19 protein-coding genes and 1 other annotated feature are annotated in these 19,268 nt (G+C 49.8%); of the genes, 11 read left to right on the forward strand and 8 right to left on the reverse strand.

The genetic code is table 11. The features are described from left to right. The first annotated feature begins 290 nt into the window (after positions 1 to 290). Positions 291 to 1,172, forward strand: a complete 882-nt coding sequence (gene htpX, locus HGO41_RS19120) for a protease HtpX (protein ID WP_013576149.1) — start codon at positions 291 to 293, stop codon at positions 1,170 to 1,172. Positions 1,173 to 1,228: 56 nt separating this feature from the next. On the opposite strand, the gene HGO41_RS19125 is transcribed toward htpX, so the two are convergent. Beyond that, positions 1,229 to 2,626, reverse strand: coding sequence for an MFS transporter (locus tag HGO41_RS19125; RefSeq protein ID WP_013576148.1), 1,398 nt, complete (start codon positions 2,624 to 2,626; stop codon positions 1,229 to 1,231). Between the two features lie 239 nt (positions 2,627 to 2,865). Here HGO41_RS19125 and kdgR point away from each other — a divergent pair, with 239 nt between their 5' ends. Next, positions 2,866 to 3,657 carry a DNA-binding transcriptional regulator KdgR gene (kdgR, locus tag HGO41_RS19130; RefSeq protein WP_013576147.1) on the forward strand — a complete coding sequence of 264 codons (792 nt, stop codon included), beginning with the start codon at positions 2,866 to 2,868 and terminating at the stop codon, positions 3,655 to 3,657. A gap of 87 nt (positions 3,658 to 3,744) precedes the next feature. Here kdgR and HGO41_RS19135 read toward each other — a convergent pair whose 3' ends face one another. From HGO41_RS19135 to hxpB, 5 genes are all read right to left on the reverse strand, one after another. Then, complete coding sequence (locus HGO41_RS19135; protein ID WP_037035298.1) at positions 3,745 to 5,136, reverse strand: L-cystine transporter; 1,392 nt, start codon at positions 5,134 to 5,136, stop codon at positions 3,745 to 3,747. Positions 5,137 to 5,325: 189 nt separating this feature from the next. After that, complete coding sequence (locus tag HGO41_RS19140; protein WP_217243917.1) at positions 5,326 to 5,883, reverse strand: metal-dependent hydrolase; 558 nt, start codon at positions 5,881 to 5,883, stop codon at positions 5,326 to 5,328. Between the two features lie 152 nt (positions 5,884 to 6,035). Beyond that, on the reverse strand, positions 6,036 to 6,797 hold the full coding sequence (kduD, locus tag HGO41_RS19145; RefSeq protein WP_013576144.1) for a 2-dehydro-3-deoxy-D-gluconate 5-dehydrogenase KduD: 762 nt from the start codon (positions 6,795 to 6,797) through the stop codon (positions 6,036 to 6,038). 78 nt (positions 6,798 to 6,875) lie between these two features. Beyond that, positions 6,876 to 7,712, reverse strand: a complete 837-nt coding sequence (gene kduI / locus HGO41_RS19150; protein ID WP_013576143.1) for a 5-dehydro-4-deoxy-D-glucuronate isomerase — start codon at positions 7,710 to 7,712, stop codon at positions 6,876 to 6,878. Positions 7,713 to 8,020: 308 nt separating this feature from the next. Continuing rightward, entirely contained in the window at positions 8,021 to 8,686 is a 666-nt protein-coding gene (hxpB, locus tag HGO41_RS19155) for a hexitol phosphatase HxpB (protein ID WP_013576142.1), read from the reverse strand. A 193-nt stretch (positions 8,687 to 8,879) separates the two neighbouring features. On the opposite strand from hxpB, the gene HGO41_RS19160 reads away from it, so the two are divergent. Then, on the forward strand, positions 8,880 to 9,428 hold the full coding sequence (locus HGO41_RS19160; protein WP_013576141.1) for a YniB family protein: 549 nt from the start codon (positions 8,880 to 8,882) through the stop codon (positions 9,426 to 9,428). Positions 9,429 to 9,533: 105 nt separating this feature from the next. Here HGO41_RS19160 and HGO41_RS19165 read toward each other — a convergent pair whose 3' ends face one another. Next, the gene (locus HGO41_RS19165) at positions 9,534 to 10,403 is read right to left on the reverse strand and encodes a fructosamine kinase family protein (protein WP_112152167.1); all 870 of its coding nucleotides are present in this window, start codon (positions 10,401 to 10,403) and stop codon (positions 9,534 to 9,536) included. Between the two features lie 322 nt (positions 10,404 to 10,725). Here HGO41_RS19165 and HGO41_RS19170 point away from each other — a divergent pair, with 322 nt between their 5' ends. Beyond that, complete coding sequence (locus HGO41_RS19170; protein WP_013576139.1) at positions 10,726 to 11,361, forward strand: transglycosylase SLT domain-containing protein; 636 nt, start codon at positions 10,726 to 10,728, stop codon at positions 11,359 to 11,361. A 23-nt stretch (positions 11,362 to 11,384) separates the two neighbouring features. Here the strand turns inward: HGO41_RS19170 and HGO41_RS19175 are convergent, their stop codons facing one another. After that, on the reverse strand, positions 11,385 to 12,065 hold the full coding sequence (locus HGO41_RS19175; RefSeq protein WP_013576138.1) for a MarC family NAAT transporter: 681 nt from the start codon (positions 12,063 to 12,065) through the stop codon (positions 11,385 to 11,387). 289 nt (positions 12,066 to 12,354) lie between these two features. Here HGO41_RS19175 and thrS point away from each other — a divergent pair, with 289 nt between their 5' ends. From thrS to pheT, 7 genes are all read left to right on the forward strand, one after another. Further along, positions 12,355 to 14,283 carry a threonine--tRNA ligase gene (gene thrS / locus HGO41_RS19180; protein ID WP_013576137.1) on the forward strand — a complete coding sequence of 643 codons (1,929 nt, stop codon included), beginning with the start codon at positions 12,355 to 12,357 and terminating at the stop codon, positions 14,281 to 14,283. Between the two features lie 3 nt (positions 14,284 to 14,286). Beyond that, the gene (gene infC / locus HGO41_RS19185; protein ID WP_013576136.1) at positions 14,287 to 14,838 is read left to right on the forward strand and encodes a translation initiation factor IF-3; all 552 of its coding nucleotides are present in this window, start codon (positions 14,287 to 14,289) and stop codon (positions 14,836 to 14,838) included. 95 nt (positions 14,839 to 14,933) lie between these two features. Then, positions 14,934 to 15,131, forward strand: a complete 198-nt coding sequence (rpmI, locus tag HGO41_RS19190) for a 50S ribosomal protein L35 (protein ID WP_013576135.1) — start codon at positions 14,934 to 14,936, stop codon at positions 15,129 to 15,131. 42 nt (positions 15,132 to 15,173) lie between these two features. Further along, complete coding sequence (rplT, locus tag HGO41_RS19195; RefSeq protein WP_013576134.1) at positions 15,174 to 15,530, forward strand: 50S ribosomal protein L20; 357 nt, start codon at positions 15,174 to 15,176, stop codon at positions 15,528 to 15,530. 125 nt (positions 15,531 to 15,655) lie between these two features. Next, positions 15,656 to 15,780 (forward strand) — a sequence feature (Phe leader region). Further along, positions 15,661 to 15,705, forward strand: coding sequence for a pheST operon leader peptide PheM (pheM, locus tag HGO41_RS19200; protein WP_106120997.1), 45 nt, complete (start codon positions 15,661 to 15,663; stop codon positions 15,703 to 15,705). Its footprint overlaps the feature before it by 45 nt. Positions 15,781 to 15,879: 99 nt before the next feature. After that, complete coding sequence (gene pheS, locus HGO41_RS19205) at positions 15,880 to 16,863, forward strand: phenylalanine--tRNA ligase subunit alpha (protein WP_013576133.1); 984 nt, start codon at positions 15,880 to 15,882, stop codon at positions 16,861 to 16,863. A gap of 14 nt (positions 16,864 to 16,877) precedes the next feature. Next, complete coding sequence (gene pheT, locus HGO41_RS19210; RefSeq protein WP_013576132.1) at positions 16,878 to 19,265, forward strand: phenylalanine--tRNA ligase subunit beta; 2,388 nt, start codon at positions 16,878 to 16,880, stop codon at positions 19,263 to 19,265. Positions 19,266 to 19,268: the final 3 nt, after the last annotated feature.

Below are 19,268 nucleotides of genomic sequence, written 5' to 3' on the forward strand. Positions count from 1 at the left end.
AGACGCCGTATAGATTTAAGCAAGCCCATCATAAATCAAAATCAACGTTGCAAAAAAGGGGGTGACCATAGATTTTTTATGCGGTGTTTTTCTGAATAACATCGGTATTTCAGCCCTGTCTGTAAAAGCAAACGCTTCAAAATGTAAAGTATTGTGAATTCAGGCCTTCAGAACGCATGGAGTCTTGAATCCTGATAAGAAGCCCATAGGATCAGTACAGCCCGGCATGCTATGTGCCGGTGGTATGACTCGCTAATAACAATGAAGTAACAATGAGGAAGTGAAATTTTATGATGCGTATAGCGTTGTTCCTGCTGACTAACCTGGCCGTTATGCTGGTATTCGGGCTGGTACTTAGCCTGACCGGCATTCAGCACAGCAGCGTGCCGGGGCTGATGATCATGGCCGGGCTATTTGGCTTCGGTGGCGCAATTGTCTCATTACTGATGTCGAAATGGATGGCGTTACGCTCAGTGGGGGGGGAAGTCATTGAGCAGCCGCGTAACGAAACTGAGCGCTGGTTGATGGACACCGTGCGTCGCCAGTCTCAGCAGGCGGGCATTGCGATGCCACAGGTCGCGATTTATCACGCACCCGATATTAACGCCTTCGCCACGGGCGCACGTCGCGATGCCTCTCTGGTGGCGGTGAGCACCGGATTGCTGCAAAGCATGAGTCAGGACGAAGCCGAGGCGGTTATCGCCCATGAAATCAGCCACATTGCGAACGGCGATATGGTAACCATGACGCTGATTCAGGGGATCGTGAATACCTTCGTGATCTTCATTTCACGTATTATTGCGCAGGTGGCCTCGGGCTTCCTTTCCGGCAACCGTGATGGCGAAGAGAGCAGTAACGGCAATCCGCTGATTTATTTTGCCGTGGCGACCGTGCTTGAACTGGTCTTCGGTATTTTGGCCAGCATCATCACGATGTGGTTCTCACGTCACCGTGAATTCCATGCGGATGCCGGTTCTGCAAAACTGGTGGGCCGTGAAAAAATGATTGCTGCGTTGCAGCGCCTTAAAACCAGTCATGAACCGCAGGAAGCGGGGAGCATGATGGCGTTTTGCATCAACGGTAAATCGAAGTCATTCAGCGAGCTGTTTATGTCCCACCCGCCACTCGACAAGCGTATCGAAGCGCTGCGCAGTGGTGCATACATCAAGTAATTTATTTCAAGCAATGCTGAACAAAAAGCCCGGCTACTCTGCCGGGCTTTTTCATATCAGGATTTCAGGTTTTCCGATTCCTTCTGGCTGCTGGTTTTCTGCGTCATCCTCAGTAAACTGACCAGCGCGCCGGTTCCGGCCAGCATTCCTGCAAGGATCAGTGATGCGTGAGTGCCATGCTGCGGGAACAGGTTAAACATCAGAGCAACCATCGCCGCGCCGGTTGTCTGACCCAAAAGACGCGCAGTGCCCAGCAGTCCGCTCGCGCCGCCACTACGGTTTCGCGGGGCTGAACTGATGATTGTGTGATTATTCGGCGACTGGAATAACCCAAAGCCGGCACCACACAGCAACATGCGCCAGATAATGTTCAGATGCGAAGGCTCTGATGGCAGTAATGACAGGGAAAAGAGCCCGAATGAGAACACGATCAGACCAATCCCGCCCAGCATTCCCGGATGGAAGCGCTCAACCAGACGGCCGGCGATCGGCGCCATCACCATCGTCGCCAGCGGCCACGGCGTGAGCAGAAGGCCTGTTTCCACGGAATTCAGACCGAGAGTGTTTTGCAGGAAGAAGGGCAGTGAAACAAAAGCCAGCATCTGGGCGCTGAAAGAACACAGCGAAGTACCCAGAGACATACTGAAAATAGGAATGCGCAATAAATCGATCGGCAGCAGCGGGAAAGGCTGGGAAAGCTGACGGCGTACGAAGAACCAGCCGATGATCAGGAGGGCAATGACTTCGCTCAGGATCAACATAGGGCTCTGACCTTGCGCAAATCCACTGATGGCGCTGATCAGCAGGCCAAAGGTCAGGGCATTCATCACGCTGCTGATGATATCAAAACGCTGACCCTGACTTCGCGTCGAGTTCGCCGGTAAAAACTTCAGACCGAGTATCAGAGCCACAATACCAATCGGAACGTTGATGGCAAACAGCCATTGCCAGGAGGCCACCGACAGAATACCGGCGGCAATGGTGGGTCCGGCCGCTGCCGAGACGGCAACGATAAGTGCATTAATACCGACGCCACGTCCTAAGAAACGCTGCGGATAAATAATACGTATCAGCGCGGTATTTACACTCATGATCGCTGCCGCACCGAAACCTTGTAACACACGGGCGACAGTCAGTGTCATCAGTGAATCCGACAAGGCGCAAAAGAGCGAGGTGATACTAAATACCAGCAAACCCGTCTGGTAAATGCGGCGGTAGCCAAATATGTCGCCCAGTGACGCCAGAGAAAGCAGAGAAATCGTGATCGCCAGCTGATAGGCGTTAACCACCCAGATAGAGGTTGCCGGGCTGGCATGGAAATCATTAGCGATGGTGGGCAGTGCGACATTAGCGATAGCGCCATCCAGTACAGAAACGGTAATACCCAGCGCAATGGCCAGAATGGCACCATATCGTTGTGGAATGGGTAATCCGTCAGCAGGTGTAGAAGTCATGAGTTCTGTCAGTGCGTAGTCATCAGGGAGGGGAATATTACTACGCTAATTAACGTAAAGTGACAATTGTCACATGATGTAATGAATTTTTTATCTCTCTGTCGGGAATGAAACTGGCTTAACAGTTCTTACATTCTTGATCAATGGGTTGATTGCTTCTCAGCGATGCTTGCCAGTATAATAAAAACCACGTTCTATTTTTTTTGAAACAAACTCAACGCGAGCAGGTAATACACCCTATGGCTATCGCAGATCTTGATAAGCAACCCGATTCCGTCTCCTCAGTCCTGAAAGTTTTTGGCATTTTACAGGCGTTGGGGGAAGAGCGTGAGATTGGCATTACTGAACTTTCTCAGCGCGTAATGATGTCTAAAAGTACGGTCTACCGTTTTCTTCAGACCATGAAATCCCTGGGTTATGTCGCGCAGGAAGGAGAATCAGAGAAATATTCCCTGACGCTCAAGTTGTTTGAACTGGGTGCCAAAGCGTTGCAAAACGTCGATCTGATCCGCAGCGCTGATATTCAGATGCGCGAATTGTCCCGTCTGACCCGCGAAACGATCCACCTCGGTGCACTGGATGAAGACGGGATTGTCTACATCCATAAAATTGATTCGATGTACAACCTGCGCATGCATTCGCGTATTGGTCGCCGCAATCCGCTGCACACCACCGCAATCGGTAAAGTGCTGCTGGCGTGGGGCGATAAAGCAGAAGTCAGCGCGCTGTTGCAGGAAATTGAATTTACCCGCAGTACTGAAAATACCATCATGAATGCTGCCGATTTGCAGACTGCGCTGGATCAGGTTCGTGCGCAGGGTTTCGGCGAAGACAATGAAGAGCAGGAACAAGGGCTTCGTTGTATCGCAGTTCCGGTATTCGACCGCTTTGGCGTGGTGATTGCTGGTTTGAGTATTTCTTTCCCGACGATTCGTTTCTCCGAAGAAAGCAAAAGTCATTACGTAGAAATGCTGCATACTGCCGCGCGGAATATTTCAGAGCAAATCGGTTTTCACGACTATCCGTTCTGAATAATCGCGTTCTGAGTGATTGCGGAATTTCAGACATAAAAAAACCGAAGCCACTGGCTTCGGTTTTTTGTTTGCAGCAATCTGAAATTAACGGTGAGCCAGCTCAGCCGTTTCTTCAGCATCCATCACCGCTTTATCCGTCTGTTTCAGCAACTGACTTGTGATAGTGCCTGCCGTCATTGAACCGCTGACATTCAGCGCGGTACGGCCCATATCAATCAGCGGCTCAACAGAAATCAGCAGGGCAACCAGCGTAACCGGCAGGCCCATGGCTGGCAACACGATCAGGGCTGCAAATGTCGCACCACCACCCACACCGGCAACACCGGCAGAGCTCAGGGTAACAATACCCACTAATGTTGCAATCCATACCGGATCAAACGGGTCGATGCCGACGGTTGGCGCAACCATGACGGCCAACATGGTTGGATACAGACCTGCACAGCCGTTCTGACCAATCGTTGCCCCGAACGATGCCGCAAAGCTGGCGATAGATTCAGGAATACCCAGACGGCGTGTTTGCGCTTCAACGCTCAGCGGGATGGTCGCGGCACTTGAACGGCTGGTGAAGGCAAAAGTCAGCACCGGCCAGACTTTACGGAAGAATTTCGCCGGATTAACACCGGTGAACGACAGCAGTATCGCGTGAACAACAAACATAATGCCAAGACCCAGGTAAGACGCGACCACAAAGCTGCCGAGTTTAATGATGTCCTGAATGTTCGAGCCGGCGACCACTTTGGTCATCAGAGCCAGTACCCCGTACGGGGTCAGTTTCATGACCAGACGCACCAACTTCATCACCCATGCCTGCAGGGTATCGATAAAGGCCAGAATGCGCGGACCTTTTTCTGCATCATCTTTCACCAGTTGCAGGGCGGCTACACCAACGAAGGCTGCGAAGATCACGACGCTGATGATTGATGTCGGACTTGCGCCTGTCAGATCAGCAAACGGGTTCTTAGGTATAAAGGAAAGGATCAACTGAGGCACGCTCAGGTCAGCCACTTTGCCGACATAGTTAGACTGAATTGCCGTCAGTCGCGCCGTTTCCTGCGTACCCTGTACCAGGCCGTCAGCGGTGAGGCCGAACAGGCCCGTCACGAAGATACCCACCAGAGAAGCGATCAGTGTGGTGAACAGCAGGGTACCGATGGTCAGGAAGCTGATTTTCCCCAGCGATGACGCGTTATGCAGTTTCGCTACCGCGCTCAGAATAGAGACGAAAACCAGCGGCATGACGATCATTTGCAGCAACTGGACGTAGCCGTTACCGACAATATTGAACCAGGTAATTGAGGTTTTTAGTACCGGATCATCGGAACCGTAGATCAGCTGTAAAGCCAGGCCAAATACGACACCCATAGCCAGACCCAGTAAAACTTTTTTTGCCAGGCTCCATTGCTTGTGGCGGGTTTGTGCCAGCAGCAAAAGCAGGGCAACGAAAACCACTACGTTAAGAACGAGCGGAAGATTCATACCAGACTCCAAACTTATAATTTTGATAAATGAAACGGGTGTTTCCGGAAAAGGACTGCACCATCCCAAAGCATTGGGGGGCAGAATATCAGTTTGAGGGTCTGAGTATTTATATCCAAAAGGAATTCATTATAACTTTTTGTTGGTGTTTGTATTAATTTTCATCATATCGGCAATATTTCATGCTATTCAGATGAATAATTTCAGGATGTGATTAAAAAAGTCAGGATTTATTGCACCAATGATGGGCGTCCAGTCTGGCCAGAAAAGCGTCAGGCCGACCAGCATAAGGCAGAGCGTGCGCTCGAGTTGATTACTTTTCTGGCTGTTAATCAGCGGTAGCCGGAAACGCCATCGACAAGGCCAGAGCAGCGGCACTCCTGCAGGCGTCAGCATATCTGCCAGGATATGGCTCAGGTAACCGATAATCATGGCGTGGAAAGCATCAGCGGGGATCACCCAGTCGTGAGGGAAATGAGTGCGTAGCAGGAAAATCCCTCCAGCCACCGCCAGCAAACTGTGAGTGAATCCACGGTGACCAAAAGCCCGGGCGATGGGGGCCGACAACCATTTGAGACGCTGGCCCAGCACCGATTTGGGGTGATCAATATCGGGCAGCAGACAGGTAAGCAAAGACCCTGGAATGATGTGCCACCAGTCACCATGCGCCAGTTCGGGAGAAAGCTGGGCCTTCTTAGCAAATACTGCACAGGCAATTGAGAAAATGAGATGGCCTTCCGCCGTCATGACGCGTCCGAACTGGATAACTGTTATTTTATCCAGTATAAGTGAAACTGTCACAATCTTGGAAGAGATGCCCTGTAACTAATTGTCAACGGACTGATAAAAAACAAAAAAGCGTATAAGAATACGCCTTTCTGGTGTCACTTATTCTGCCCTTAACGCGCGAGCCAACCACCATCGACGGCAATGGTGTAACCATTAACGTAATCAGAGGCTTTCGATGCCAGAAAGACTACCGGCCCCATGACATCTTCCGGCAGACCCCAGCGTCCGGCGGGGATTCTGTCGAGGATTTCTTTGCTGCGTTCTTCATCGGCGCGCAACTGTTCCGTATTGTTAGTCGCCATATACCCCGGCGCAATCGCATTCACATTGACGTTATGCTTCGCCCATTCATTGGCCATCAGTCGGGTCAGACCCATTACTGCGCTTTTTGACGCGGTATAGGAAGGCACCCTGATCCCCCCCTGATACGAGAGCATAGAGGCAATATTTATAATTTTGCCACCGTTACCCTGTTTGATGAACTGCTTCGCCACGGCCTGAGACATAAAGAACAGCGTTTTGCTGTTCACATTCATCACATCATCCCAGTTTTTCTCGCTGAATTCGATGGCATCTTCACGGCGGATAATACCGGCGTTATTGATCAGAATATCGATATGACCAAATTCCCCGACTGCTTTCTCGATCAGCTCAGGAATGCCTGTGATGGTGCTCAGATCAGCCCTCAGATCGAGAAAACGGCGGCCTAACATGGTGACTTTTTTTTCAGTTTCTTCAGGGGCGGAAACGTTAATGCCCACAATATCGCATCCCGCCTGCGCGAGACCCAGCGCCATGCCTTGTCCCAGCCCGGTATTGCAACCGGTGACGATTGCGACTTTGCCGCTTAATTCAAATGAACGGAGGATCATATTCAGAGTCTCTTTTGCAACGGCGCGTTCGCCATAAAAAATGAGTTGCTCTGCCGGTGAAGGCAGAGCAAGGGGGAGTTAGCGCAGTTCGCTGACTTTGACGTGATCCATGTCATCGAATACCTGGTTCTCACCGACCATACCCCAGATGAAGGTATAGTTTTTGGTACCCACTCCGGCGTGAATTGACCAACTAGGAGAGATGACAGCCTGCTCGTTGTGCACTAATAAATGACGGGTTTCCTGTGGTTGCCCCATCATATGGAACACGGCAGTTTCCGCTTCCATATTGAAGTAGAAATACACTTCCATACGACGTTCATGGGTGTGGCAAGGCATGGTATTCCACAGGCTCCCCTCTTCCAGTTTGGTCAGCCCCATGGTCAGCTGACAGGTTTCCAGAACGTCGGGCACGATGAATTTATTGATGGTGCGGCGGTTGCTGGTAGCTGCATCGCCGATGGTCTGCGGAGAGGCTTCCGCCAGTGTGATTTTTTTGTTCGGGAAAGTCGTGTGTGCCGGCGCACTGTTGTAGTAGAACTTGGCCGGTCTGGAGGCATCAACGCTGCTGAACTCGACCCGCTTTGCCCCTTTGCCGACATACAACGCTTCTTCATGACCGATTTCATAGGTTGTACCGTCAACCACGATCAGACCCGGGCCGCCGATATTAATCACGCCGAGTTCGCGACGTTCAAGAAAATAGCTCACACCAAGCTGTTTACCGACTTCATCACCCACGGATACCGTTTTTTCAGCGGGCATGACGCCGCCGACAATGATGCGGTCGATGTGGCTGTAAGTCATGGTATAGGCATTTTTCTCAAAGATTTTCTCAATGAGGAATTCACGGCGTAATTCAGCGGTATCAAGCGTTTTCGCGTGGTCGCTGTGGATACTTTGACGAACTTGCATGTCGGTGCCTCTCATGAATGACGATATCAAGGAGGACTTACCGGGCTAGTCTGACCGTTGCGTGGCAGTGACAGCGTACAGAAGCAGGAGAGCTCCCGGCTCGTCCTTGTTGCAGGAATCATAGGTTCATTGACATGCGAATTCAATAAAAATGAAATAACGTTTTATTTATTTTATGAGTCAGTTCAAGATTTACGAAATTAAACGAAGCTTCAAAAATTGTGGCAGGAGAAATGCGTAGAGAAGGTATATGGAAAGGAGAGAAAGCAGAGAAGGTGCGCAGCGGCATGAGCGGCTGCGCATAAATTTTAGCTGATGTGTGCCACACGCAATTCTTCGAGGGAAGAAAGTTTGACATCGGCAAGCGCCCAGCGTGGATCCACACTGTATTCATGGTCCGGCACCACCACCGAGCGCATACGCGCGGCTTTGGTGGCGATCATGCCATTAAAGGAATCTTCCAGCGTCACACAGTTGAGCGGATCAACCTGTAATTCTCCGGCAGCCAGCAGATAGACCTCAGGATGCGGTTTGCTGTAAGGCAGCTTTTCCGCTGAAACACGAACCTTAAAGAAGGAGTGTAAATTAAACATTTCCAGCACGGTATCGAGCATAAACAGCGGTGATGCCGACGCGAGACCAATCTTCAGCCCCTGATCACGGCAAAGCTCAAGGGCATGATTCACGCCAGGCAGTAACGGCCGGGTTTGTTCTACCAGTTCAATCGTGCGGGCAATAATCATTGAGGACACTTCTTCCTGACCCGGACCCTGCCACGGAAGCGCCTGATACCACATCCTGACCACCTGATCGATACGCAAACCTAGCGTATCCGGCAGCAAATGGCGCTGGGAAATATCAACGCCCAGGCGACTGAAAACGTCCAGCTCAGCCTGAGTCCATAACCGTTCAGAATCAATTAACAGACCATCCATATCGAAAATTGCTGCATTAACAGGGCGGACATAAGCCATGAAAGCGGACTCCCTCACAATAAATAGAAACCCACTTTAACATCGGTGGGAATGCAGGTGAAATCTGATGTGAAAATGGACAGGATGGACGTTCCCGGTACAGCGTTACGCTAACTGATTAAAACATTGGGCGGAGCAGGCTTTCTGTGGGTAAACTTAGCCGTTGCTTTAGGTATCCTAACAAGGGGAATTCATGACGTACCAACAAGCCGGACGTGTGGCAGTAATTAAACGAATTGCGGGATGGATCATTTTTATCCCTGCGCTGCTTTCTACGCTGATTTCTTTGCTGAATTTTATCAACGAGCACACTAAGACGGAGCAGGGCATCAACGCGGTCATGCTGGATTTCATCCACGTGATGGTGGATATGGTGAAGTTCAATACCTCGTTTCTCAATGTCTTTTGGTACAACTCACCGGTGCCAGCTTTAGGGCAGGGTTTCACCAGCGCGAACATCATGTTCTTCATTATCTACTGGCTGATTTTTGTGGGGCTGGCACTTCAGGCTTCCGGCGCGAGAATGTCCCGTCAGGTAAAACACATTCGCGAAGGGATCCAGGATCAGCTTATTCTGGAACAGGCGAAAGGTGCTGAAGGCCGGACACGTCCGCAAATTGAAGAGCGTATCGTGATACCGCGACACACGATTTTGGTGCAGTATTTTCCATTGTATATTTTGCCAATTATCATCGCTGTCATCGGCTACTTCATTTTGAAATTATTAGGATTAATGGCCTGATAATTTGACGACATATTTATAACGGGTTTCTGTGAAAATGAAAAATAAGGCCTGAATATTAACGTTTTCAGGTCTTATTTGTTCAGAGCTGAAATATTTATCCCGCTAACTGATATCTTCGTGTAACAGCCTTTCTATGGCGCGTTGCGCCACCACAAGATGCTGGCCACCGAATAAATTACTGCGGTTAAGCAGGTAATATAACTGGTAGATCGGTTGCCTCGAAATGAAGTCGTCAGGGAGTGGCGTTATACTCTGATAACCGTCATATAATTGCGGCGGAACATTCGGATATAACGGCAGCATCGCCAAATCGCATTCCCGATCTCCCCAGTAACAGGCCGGGTCAAAAATCACCGGACCATCATCAGATAAGCCACAGTTATGCGGCCATAAATCGCCGTGTAAAAGTGAAGGTTGCGGCTGATGATTCTGCAAGCGGGCATGAACCATGGCGGTGATATCTTCGATATTACCAAATATCATCCCTTTTTCAGCAGCCAGTTGCAGCTGCCAGCCAATGCGCTGCTCGGCAAAGAAGGCAGCCCAGCGCCGTTGCCAGCTGTTGGGTTGCGGAACTGTCGCCAGTTCATTATCGAAATCCAGACCGAATTGCAGTTGTTCACTCCACTGATGCAATGCGGCAAGTTGCTGGCCTAAAACATAGGCATTATGTGCATCCAGAGGTTTTTGCGGGATATATTCGAGCAAGAGGAAACTGTAATCACGGTCGCTACCTACACCATAAACTTCCGGCACCCTGACGGTCTGGCTGCGCGCAAGTAAGGCCAACTGATCGGCTTCAGCGGCAAAGATAGGCAACATTTCGCGTGCATTGCATTTCACAAACACGTTTCTGTCGCCGTAGCTCAGCCGCCATGCCGGGTGGATTTCGCCTCCCGGAAGCTCAACACGTTCGCGGATTTCAGCATTGCCTAAGTGTTCACTCAACAAACGATTGACGGCTTGCCACATGGTATGACCCCTTCTGACTGGCCAGATAATTCATTAAGTTAGCGTTTTTTCAGCTTCGAAAACCCGATCCGGCGCACGGCTGAATCAGATGATGATGTCAATTTATGCAATTTCTCAGATGTCTAAATAGAACGTATCATCAGCGGACAGATTAATTTAGGAATATGTGACATGAAACGGGTTTTATAAACGGAATTGTCTTATCGACATCCCTCTAACCCCTTTGTTTAACAAAACAATAATAATAATAGACGAAAAATATATTCAGGTGTTGGAAGAAGATGTATATGCTACATCTCGTCCCAGTCGCGAGAGAGATAACGTGAAACCAAACATTCTTTATTTGATGGCCGCGCTATTGCTGGCGGGTTGCGCTAAAGAAACACCGGTTCAGACGACGCGTTTTTTGAATCCATCGCCGCCACCTCAGCGCGATACTTCATTAATGCATCCAGGGCCTTATGGTGATGTTATTCACCAGGCGGCAAATACCTATGGCGTCGATGAAACACTTGTTAAAGCAATCATTCAGGTCGAATCTGGATATAACCCAACCGTTGTCAGCAAATCGAATGCGATTGGGTTAATGCAGCTAAAGGCCTCAACGGCAGGACGCGATGCCTACCGGATGAAAGGACGTTACGGTCAGCCCACGCCGCGTGATTTAAAAGATCCGGCGGTGAACATTGACCTGGGTACGGCTTATTTAAGTATTTTACAACAGCAGCTTGCGGGTATTAATAACCCTGAAACTCGTCGTTACGCCACCACACTGGCATATGTGAACGGAGCAGGGGCGTTGTTGAGAACGTTCGACAAAGATAAGACGTATGCGATTGCGAAAATCAATCTGATGACGCCTGCTGAGTTTTCTGCCCATGTGCAGAAAAAACACCCGGCGCCACAAGCGCCACGCTATCTGTGGAAAGTGAACAATGCCTACCTCGCGATGCGGTAAGCATTGATGTTTCCGCCAGCGGCTCAGGCTGCTGGCGGGAAGGTTTTAATAATCTCAAGAACCCCGTTGATAACGAACTGAACGCCCATACACACCAGCAAGAATCCCATCAGACGTGAAATAGCCTCAATCCCGCTTTTCCCGACCAGACGCATAATCGCCCCCGAACTGCGCAGAGATATCCACAAAATCAAACCCACTAAAAAGAAAATCATCACCGGAGCAACGGTAATAATCCAGTGCGGGAAATCAGATGATTTCACCGTTGAAGCACTGCTGATGATCATGGCAATGGTGCCCGGCCCGGCGGTACTTGGCATCGCCAGAGGAACAAAAGCGATATTTGGCGAATCCTGTTTTTTCATTTCCGCCGTTTTGTTCTCGATAAGGATCCTTTCTTCCACGTGTGGCTGTGGGAAAAGCATTCTGAAACCGATAAAGGTGACGATAAGTCCCCCCGCAATACGCAGGCCGGGAATGGAAATCCCGAACGTATTCATCACCAACTGTCCCGCGTAATACGCCACCATCATGATGATAAAGACATAGACCGAGGCCATCAGCGACTGCTGGTTTCTTTCCTGTGTGGTCATATTCCCGGAAAGACCGAGCATCAAAGCCACGGTCGTCAGTGGATTTGCCAGCGGAAGCAGTACCATCAGGCCCAATCCCAGTACTTCAAATAACTGCCTGACTTCTGTCATATCCTTCCCTTTTTTAAATGCTGCTCTGGTTACCTTAACGTGTCAGGGGGGATTACACGAAAAATATCCGCGTTTAGCAACACAGGTTGCTGGAAATTCGCACTTTACGAATGCTAAACTTATGGACTGTTTTCGCGTCGCATCCCGATACAATTACGTGATGTATTCAGGGTGTCTATATTTGGCAAGGTAAAGCTAAATAGCGTGAATAACTACGTGAATTTAAACTCAAATATTTTTCTAGATGTGCTCTGTCGTGTGGGGCACCACTGTAGATTAAGGAATTAGCATGCCTGTCATTACTCTTCCTGATGGAAGCCAGCGCGTTTTTGATCGCCCCGTTTCTCCCCTTGATGTTGCCCTTGATATCGGCCCTGGCCTGGCGAAAGCCTGTATCGCTGGTCGTGTTAACGGCGAACTGGTTGATGCAACCGACCTGATTGAGGTTGACGCGCAACTGGCGATCATCACCGCTAAAGACGAAGCCGGTCTTGAAATTTTGCGCCACTCCTGTGCGCACCTTTTGGGTCATGCCATTAAACAACTGTGGCCAGACACCAAAATGGCAATCGGCCCGGTTATCGATAATGGCTTCTATTACGACGTCGATTTAGATCGTACGCTGACTCAGGAAGATATCGAACTGCTTGAAAAGCGCATGCACGAACTGGCTGAAAAGAATTACGACGTCATTAAAAAGAAAGTCAGCTGGCAGGAAGCGCGCGATACCTTTGCAAGCCGTGGCGAAGAATACAAAGTGGCGATTCTGGATGAAAACATCAGTCATGATGACCATCCGGGTCTGTATCACCACGAAGAATACGTGGATATGTGCCGTGGTCCGCACGTACCGAACATGCGTTTCTGCCATCATTTCAAACTGCAGAAAACCTCCGGTGCTTACTGGCGTGGCAACAGCGATAACAAAATGTTGCAACGTATCTACGGCACTGCGTGGGCGGATAAAAAGCAACTGAATGCTTACATTCAGCGTCTGGAAGAAGCCGGTAAACGTGACCACCGTAAAATTGGTAAGCAACTTGACCTGTACCATATGCAGGAAGAAGCACCAGGTATGGTGTTCTGGCACAACGACGGCTGGACCATTTTCCGTGAGCTGGAAGCCTTTGTACGCATGAAACTGAAGTCTTATGACTATCAGGAAGTAAAAGGTCCGTTCATGATGGACCGCGTGCTGTGGGAAAAAACCGGTCACTGGGAAAACTACAAAGAAGCGATGTTCACGACCTCTTCTGAAAACCGTGAATATTGCATCAAGCCAATGAACTGTCCGGGACACGTTCAGATCTTCAATCAGGGTCTGAAATCTTACCGTGATCTGCCATTGCGTATGGCTGAGTTTGGCAGTTGCCACCGTAATGAGCCATCTGGTGCATTACATGGCCTGATGCGTGTTCGTGGCTTCACTCAGGACGATGCTCACATCTTCTGTACAGAAGAGCAGGTGCGTGATGAAGTGAACAGCTGTATCCGCATGGTGTATGACATGTACAGCACGTTTGGCTTCGAAAAAATCGTGGTGAAATTGTCCACCCGTCCTGAGAAGCGCATTGGTACTGACGAAATGTGGACTCGTGCTGAGGATGACCTGGCGGCTGCGCTGACGGAAAACGACATTCCGTTCGAATATCAGCCGGGTGAAGGGGCGTTCTACGGTCCAAAAATTGAATTTACCTTGCATGATTGTTTGGATCGTGCGTGGCAGTGTGGTACCGTGCAGCTCGACTTTTCATTACCTGGTCGTTTGAACGCCTCTTATATTGGCGAAAGTAACGACCGTCAGGTTCCGGTAATGATTCACCGTGCTATCCTGGGTTCAATGGAACGCTTCATTGGTATTCTGACTGAAGAATACGCGGGCTTCTTCCCAACCTGGATGGCTCCGGTTCAGGTAGTGATTATGAATATCACTGATTCACAAGCTACCTATGTCGAAGAATTAACTAAAAAACTGCAAGATGCAGGCATTCGCGTTAAAGCCGACTTGAGAAATGAGAAGATTGGCTTTAAAATCCGCGAACACACGCTACGCCGTGTTCCTTATATGTTAGTTTGTGGCGATAAAGAGGTCGAAGCAGGCAAAGTTGCTGTTCGTACCCGCCGCGGCAAAGACTTAGGAAGCATGGATGTTAGCGAAGTCGTTGACAAACTGCTGGCGGAAATCCGCAGCAGAAGTCTTCATCAACTGGAGGAATAAAGTATTAAAGGCGGAAAACGAGTTCAACCGGCGCGTCCTAATCGCATTAACAAAGAGATTCGCGCGCAAGAAGTTCGCCTCACCGGCGTCGATGGCGAGCAGATTGGTATTGTCAGTCTGAATGAAGCTCTTGAAAAAGCTGAGGAAGCGGGCGTCGATTTAGTAGAAATCAGTCCGAATGCCGAGCCGCCAGTTTGTCGAATCATGGATTACGGCAAATTCCTCTACGAGAAGAGCAAGTCGACCAAAGAGCAGAAAAAGAAACAAAAAGTTATTCAGGTTAAGGAAATCAAATTCCGACCTGGTACCGATGATGGCGACTATCAGGTCAAACTACGCAACCTGATTCGCTTTCTGGAAGATGGCGATAAAGCCAAAATCACCCTGCGTTTCCGTGGGCGTGAAATGGCGCACCAACAGATCGGTATGGAAGTGCTTAACCGCGTCCGTAAAGACCTGTGTGAAGATTCTGAACTGGCCGTTGTCGAATCCTTCCCTACGAAGATCGAAGGTCGTCAGATGATCATGGTGCTCGCACCTAAGAAGAAACAGTAAGGCTTCCAAGTAATCCTGCTACGCGGTGTTCGCACCGCGTATTCTGGATTCGCCTTTCTGATTCATGTTAATAACAATGCGAAGTGGAATTTAAAATGCCAAAGATCAAAACAGTACGCGGCGCCGCTAAACGCTTCAAAAAAACCGCCAATGGTGGTTTTAAGCGTAAGCACGCAAACCTGCGTCATATTCTGACCAAAAAAGCTACTAAGCGTAAACGTCACTTGCGTCCAAAAGGCCTGGTATCCAAGAACGATTTGGGTCTGGTCTCTGCATGTCTGCCGTACGCATAAATACACTTTTTTTCATCTAGAATATAAAACTCAGGAGAGCATATGGCTCGCGTAAAACGTGGTGTGATTGCACGTGCACGTCACAAGAAAATCTTAAAACAGGCGAAAGGCTACTACGGTGCCCGTTCTCGCGTATATCGTGTTGCATTCCAGGCTGTTATCAAAGCTGGTCAATACGCTTACCGTGACCGTCGTCAAAAGAAACGTCAGTTCCGTCAGCTGTGGATCGCGCGTATCAACGCAGCAGCTCGTCAGAACGACATGTCTTACAGCAAATTCATTAACGGCTTGAAAAAAGCTTCTATTGAAATTGACCGTAAGATCTTGGCTGACATCGCAGTATTCGACAAAGTGGCATTCTCTGCACTGGTCGAAAAAGCGAAAGCAGCTCTGGCGTAAGTCAGGTGAAAGAGGGAGCTTGCTCCCTCTTTTATATTTTGTGTTTAAAAACATTCTGTTTCGTTGTTTAATACCCACAGTTTCGTTTCAATTACGGCACAAGATTTACAACCGACAAGGTAACGCAAGCATGAATGCTGCTATTTTCCGTTTCTTTTTTTACTTTAGCGCCTGACTTTGGAAGGCTTTCGCGCGTAAGAGAAGAAACGAAAAGTAGCGCCTAAGCCTCCCTCGTGGAGGCTTTTTTGTATCTGTGCTTTATACGCTAAGGTTCAGGGTCAAAATCGCGCCCCTGATTAATCACGGTTATTTTACATCGGGCCATATTGGCCAGAAGAAGAGGAAAGCAATGCCACATCTCGCAGAGCTGGTTGCCAATGCCAAGGCAGCCGTAGAGAGTGCTCAGGATATCGCCGCGCTGGATAATGTGCGTGTCGAATATCTGGGTAAGAAAGGCCACCTGACACTCCAGATGACAACCCTCCGTGAATTACCTGCGGAAGAACGCCCGGCTGCGGGCGCGGTCATCAATGAAGCGAAAGCGCAGGTTCAGGAAGCCCTGAACGCGCGTAAAAATATGCTGGAGTCCGCTGAACTGAATGCCCGCCTGGCAGAGGAAACGATTGACGTTTCCCTGCCTGGCCGTCGCATCGAAAACGGTGGTCTGCACCCGGTGACCCGTACTATCGACCGCATTGAAACCTTCTTTGGTGAATTAGGCTTTACCGTGGAAACCGGCCCTGAAATCGAAGATGACTATCACAACTTTGATGCCCTGAACATTCCGGGTCATCACCCGGCACGTGCCGATCACGATACTTTCTGGTTTGATGCCAAACGCCTGCTGCGCACGCAAACTTCCGGTGTTCAGATCCGCACCATGAAAGACCAGCAGCCGCCAATTCGTATTATCGCGCCGGGCCGCGTCTATCGTAACGATTACGATCAGACTCACACCCCGATGTTCCATCAGATGGAAGGCCTGATCGTTGATAAAGACATCAGCTTCTCCAACCTGAAAGGCACACTGCACGATTTCCTGAATAACTTCTTTGAAGCTGATTTGCAGATCCGTTTCCGTCCTTCCTATTTCCCGTTCACAGAACCTTCCGCAGAAGTGGATGTAATGGGCAAAAATGGCAAATGGCTGGAAGTGCTGGGTTGCGGCATGGTGCATCCGAATGTCCTGCGCAATGTGGGCATCGACCCTGAAGTGTATTCCGGTTTTGCCTTCGGAATGGGGATGGAACGTCTGACTATGTTGCGTTATGGCGTGACTGATCTGCGTGCATTCTTCGAAAACGATCTGCGTTTCCTCAAACAGTTTAAGTAAGGCGGGAATATCACATGAAATTCAGTGAACTCTGGTTGCGTGAGTGGGTAAACCCAGCCATTAGCAGCGAAGCATTATCAGACCAAATTACTATGGCCGGCCTGGAAGTTGATGGCGTTGAGCCGGTTGCAGGCGCATTTAATGGCGTGGTTGTCGGTGAAGTTGTCGAATGCGGTCAGCATCCAAACGCAGACAAACTGCGTGTGACTAAAGTCAATGTGGGCGGCGATCGTCTGCTGGACATCGTTTGTGGCGCGCCAAACTGTCGTCAGGGCCTTAAAGTTGCAGTTGCAACGGTGGGCGCCGTATTGCCGGGTGATTTCAAAATCAAAGCTGCCAAATTGCGTGGCGAGCCTTCAGAAGGCATGCTGTGTTCGTTCTCTGAGCTGGGTATTTCAGAGGATCACGACGGTATTATTGAACTGCCACTTGATGCGCCAGTCGGTACAGATATCCGTGAATTCCTGAAACTCGATGACACCACGATTGAAATCAGCGTAACGCCAAACCGTGCTGATTGCCTGGGTATCCTCGGCGTGGCGCGTGATGTTGCTGTCATCAACCAGTTGCCACTGGTTGAGCCGGAAATGAACCCGGTGAAAGCAACGATTGATGCCACCATCCCCATTGATGTGCAGGCGCCACAAGCGTGTCCGCGCTATCTGGGCCGTGTCGTTAAAGGCATCAACGTTAAAGCACCTACACCATTGTGGATGCGTGAAAAACTGCGTCGCTGTGGCACCCGTTCTATCGACGCAGTGGTCGATATCACGAACTACGTGTTACTCGAACTCGGTCAGCCAATGCATGCGTTTGATCTGAATCGCATCAGTGGTGGCATCGTCGTGCGCATGGCGCAGAAAAACGAAGCATTAACGTTGCTCGATGGCACAGAGGCGAAACTGGCGGAAGATACGCTGGTCATCGCAGACCATGAGAAAGCCCTGGCAATGGCCGGTATCTTTGGTGGCGAACATTCCGGTGTGAACGACGAGACGCAGGACGTCCTGCTGGAATCTGCATTCTTTGCTCCGCTCTCAATTACTGGCCGTGCACGCCGTCAGGGTCTGCACACGGATGCTTCTCATCGCTATGAACGTGGTGTGGATCCTGAGCTGCAGTTCAAAGCTATCGAACGGGCTACTGCGTTGTTGCTGAGCATTTGTGGTGGTGAAGCCGGTCCGGTCATTGAAGCGACCTCCGACGTTGATTTGCCGAAAGCGGCAACCATCACCTTGCGTCGTGAAAAACTGGATCGCCTGATCGGGCATCATGTTGAAGATGCTCAGGTGACTGACATCCTGACCCGTCTGGGGTGTAAGGTTCAGCATAATGGCGACCACTGGGTAGCTGTGGCGCCAAGCTGGCGTTTCGATATGCAAATCGAAGAAGACCTGGTGGAAGAAGTCGCGCGTGTCTACGGCTACAACAACATTCCTGATGTGCCGGTTAAAGCCAGTCTGGTGATGACCAAACACCGTGAAGCGAACCTTTCACTGAAACGTGTGAAAAATCTGCTGGTTGATCGTGGTTTCCAGGAAGCGATCACTTACAGTTTTGTCGATCCAAAAGTGCAGGCTCTGCTGCATCCTGGCGAAGAAGCGCTGATTTTACCCAGCCCGATCTCGGTTGAAATGTCTGCAATGCGTCTTTCCCTGTGGTCTGGCCTGCTGACTGCTGTAGTAAATAACCAGAATCGTCAGCAAAGTCGCGTACGTTTATTTGAAAGCGGCCTGCGCTTTGTACCTGATACGCAAGCCGATTTGGGTATCCGTCAGGATGTCATGCTGTCTGGTGTGATCTCCGGCACTAAAAATGAAGAGCATTGGGATCTGGCGCGTCAGGCAGTTGACTACTACGATTTGAAAGGTGATCTTGAGGCTATTCTTGAGCTTACCGGCAAAATGAACGATGTACAGTTCAAGGTGGAAGCGAATCCTGCGTTGCATCCTGGGCAGAGCGCAGCAATTTATTTACGCGGCGAACGTATTGGTTTCATTGGTGTAGTACACCCTGAGCTGGAACGTAAACTCGATCTTAATGGTCGTACCGTGGTCTTCGAAATGTTGTGGAATAAGGTCGCAGACCGCGTGCTGCCTGATGCGAAAGAGATTTCTCGCTTCCCGGCGAACCGTCGTGACATCGCTGTGGTAGTGGCCGAAAACGTGCCCGCAGACGATATTTTGGCAGAGTGCAAGAAAGTTGGCGCAAATCAGGTAGTTGGCGTAAACTTGTTTGATGTGTACCGTGGCAAGGGCGTAGCTGAAGGTTACAAGAGCCTGGCTATCAGTCTGGTGTTGCAGGATACCGGCCGTACACTGGAAGAAGAGGAGATCGCCGCTACCGTTGCAAAATGTGTAGAGGCTCTAAAACAGCGATTCCAAGCATCCTTGAGGGATTGAACC

Origin of the sequence: Rahnella sp. CG8, from assembly GCF_023701875.1 — a bacterium.
GTDB classification, from domain to species: Bacteria; Pseudomonadota; Gammaproteobacteria; order Enterobacterales; family Enterobacteriaceae; genus Rahnella; species Rahnella aceris.

Excerpts from the sequence above, each read along its gene's own strand:
- htpX (WP_013576149.1), top strand. The coding sequence starts at position 291 with ATGATGCGTATAGCGTTGTTCCTGCTGACTAACCTGGCCGTTATGCTG.
- HGO41_RS19125 (WP_013576148.1), bottom strand. The coding sequence starts at position 2,626 with ATGACTTCTACACCTGCTGACGGATTACCCATTCCACAACGATATGGT.
- kdgR (WP_013576147.1), top strand. The coding sequence starts at position 2,866 with ATGGCTATCGCAGATCTTGATAAGCAACCCGATTCCGTCTCCTCAGTC.
- HGO41_RS19135 (WP_037035298.1), bottom strand. The coding sequence starts at position 5,136 with ATGAATCTTCCGCTCGTTCTTAACGTAGTGGTTTTCGTTGCCCTGCTT.
- HGO41_RS19140 (WP_217243917.1), bottom strand. The coding sequence starts at position 5,883 with ATGACGGCGGAAGGCCATCTCATTTTCTCAATTGCCTGTGCAGTATTT.
- kduD (WP_013576144.1), bottom strand. The coding sequence starts at position 6,797 with ATGATCCTCCGTTCATTTGAATTAAGCGGCAAAGTCGCAATCGTCACC.
- kduI (WP_013576143.1), bottom strand. The coding sequence starts at position 7,712 with ATGCAAGTTCGTCAAAGTATCCACAGCGACCACGCGAAAACGCTTGAT.
- hxpB (WP_013576142.1), bottom strand. The coding sequence starts at position 8,686 with ATGGCTTATGTCCGCCCTGTTAATGCAGCAATTTTCGATATGGATGGT.
- HGO41_RS19160 (WP_013576141.1), top strand. The coding sequence starts at position 8,880 with ATGACGTACCAACAAGCCGGACGTGTGGCAGTAATTAAACGAATTGCG.
- HGO41_RS19165 (WP_112152167.1), bottom strand. The coding sequence starts at position 10,403 with ATGTGGCAAGCCGTCAATCGTTTGTTGAGTGAACACTTAGGCAATGCT.
- HGO41_RS19175 (WP_013576138.1), bottom strand. The coding sequence starts at position 12,065 with ATGACAGAAGTCAGGCAGTTATTTGAAGTACTGGGATTGGGCCTGATG.
- thrS (WP_013576137.1), top strand. The coding sequence starts at position 12,355 with ATGCCTGTCATTACTCTTCCTGATGGAAGCCAGCGCGTTTTTGATCGC.
- rpmI (WP_013576135.1), top strand. The coding sequence starts at position 14,934 with ATGCCAAAGATCAAAACAGTACGCGGCGCCGCTAAACGCTTCAAAAAA.
- rplT (WP_013576134.1), top strand. The coding sequence starts at position 15,174 with ATGGCTCGCGTAAAACGTGGTGTGATTGCACGTGCACGTCACAAGAAA.
- pheS (WP_013576133.1), top strand. The coding sequence starts at position 15,880 with ATGCCACATCTCGCAGAGCTGGTTGCCAATGCCAAGGCAGCCGTAGAG.
- pheT (WP_013576132.1), top strand. The coding sequence starts at position 16,878 with ATGAAATTCAGTGAACTCTGGTTGCGTGAGTGGGTAAACCCAGCCATT.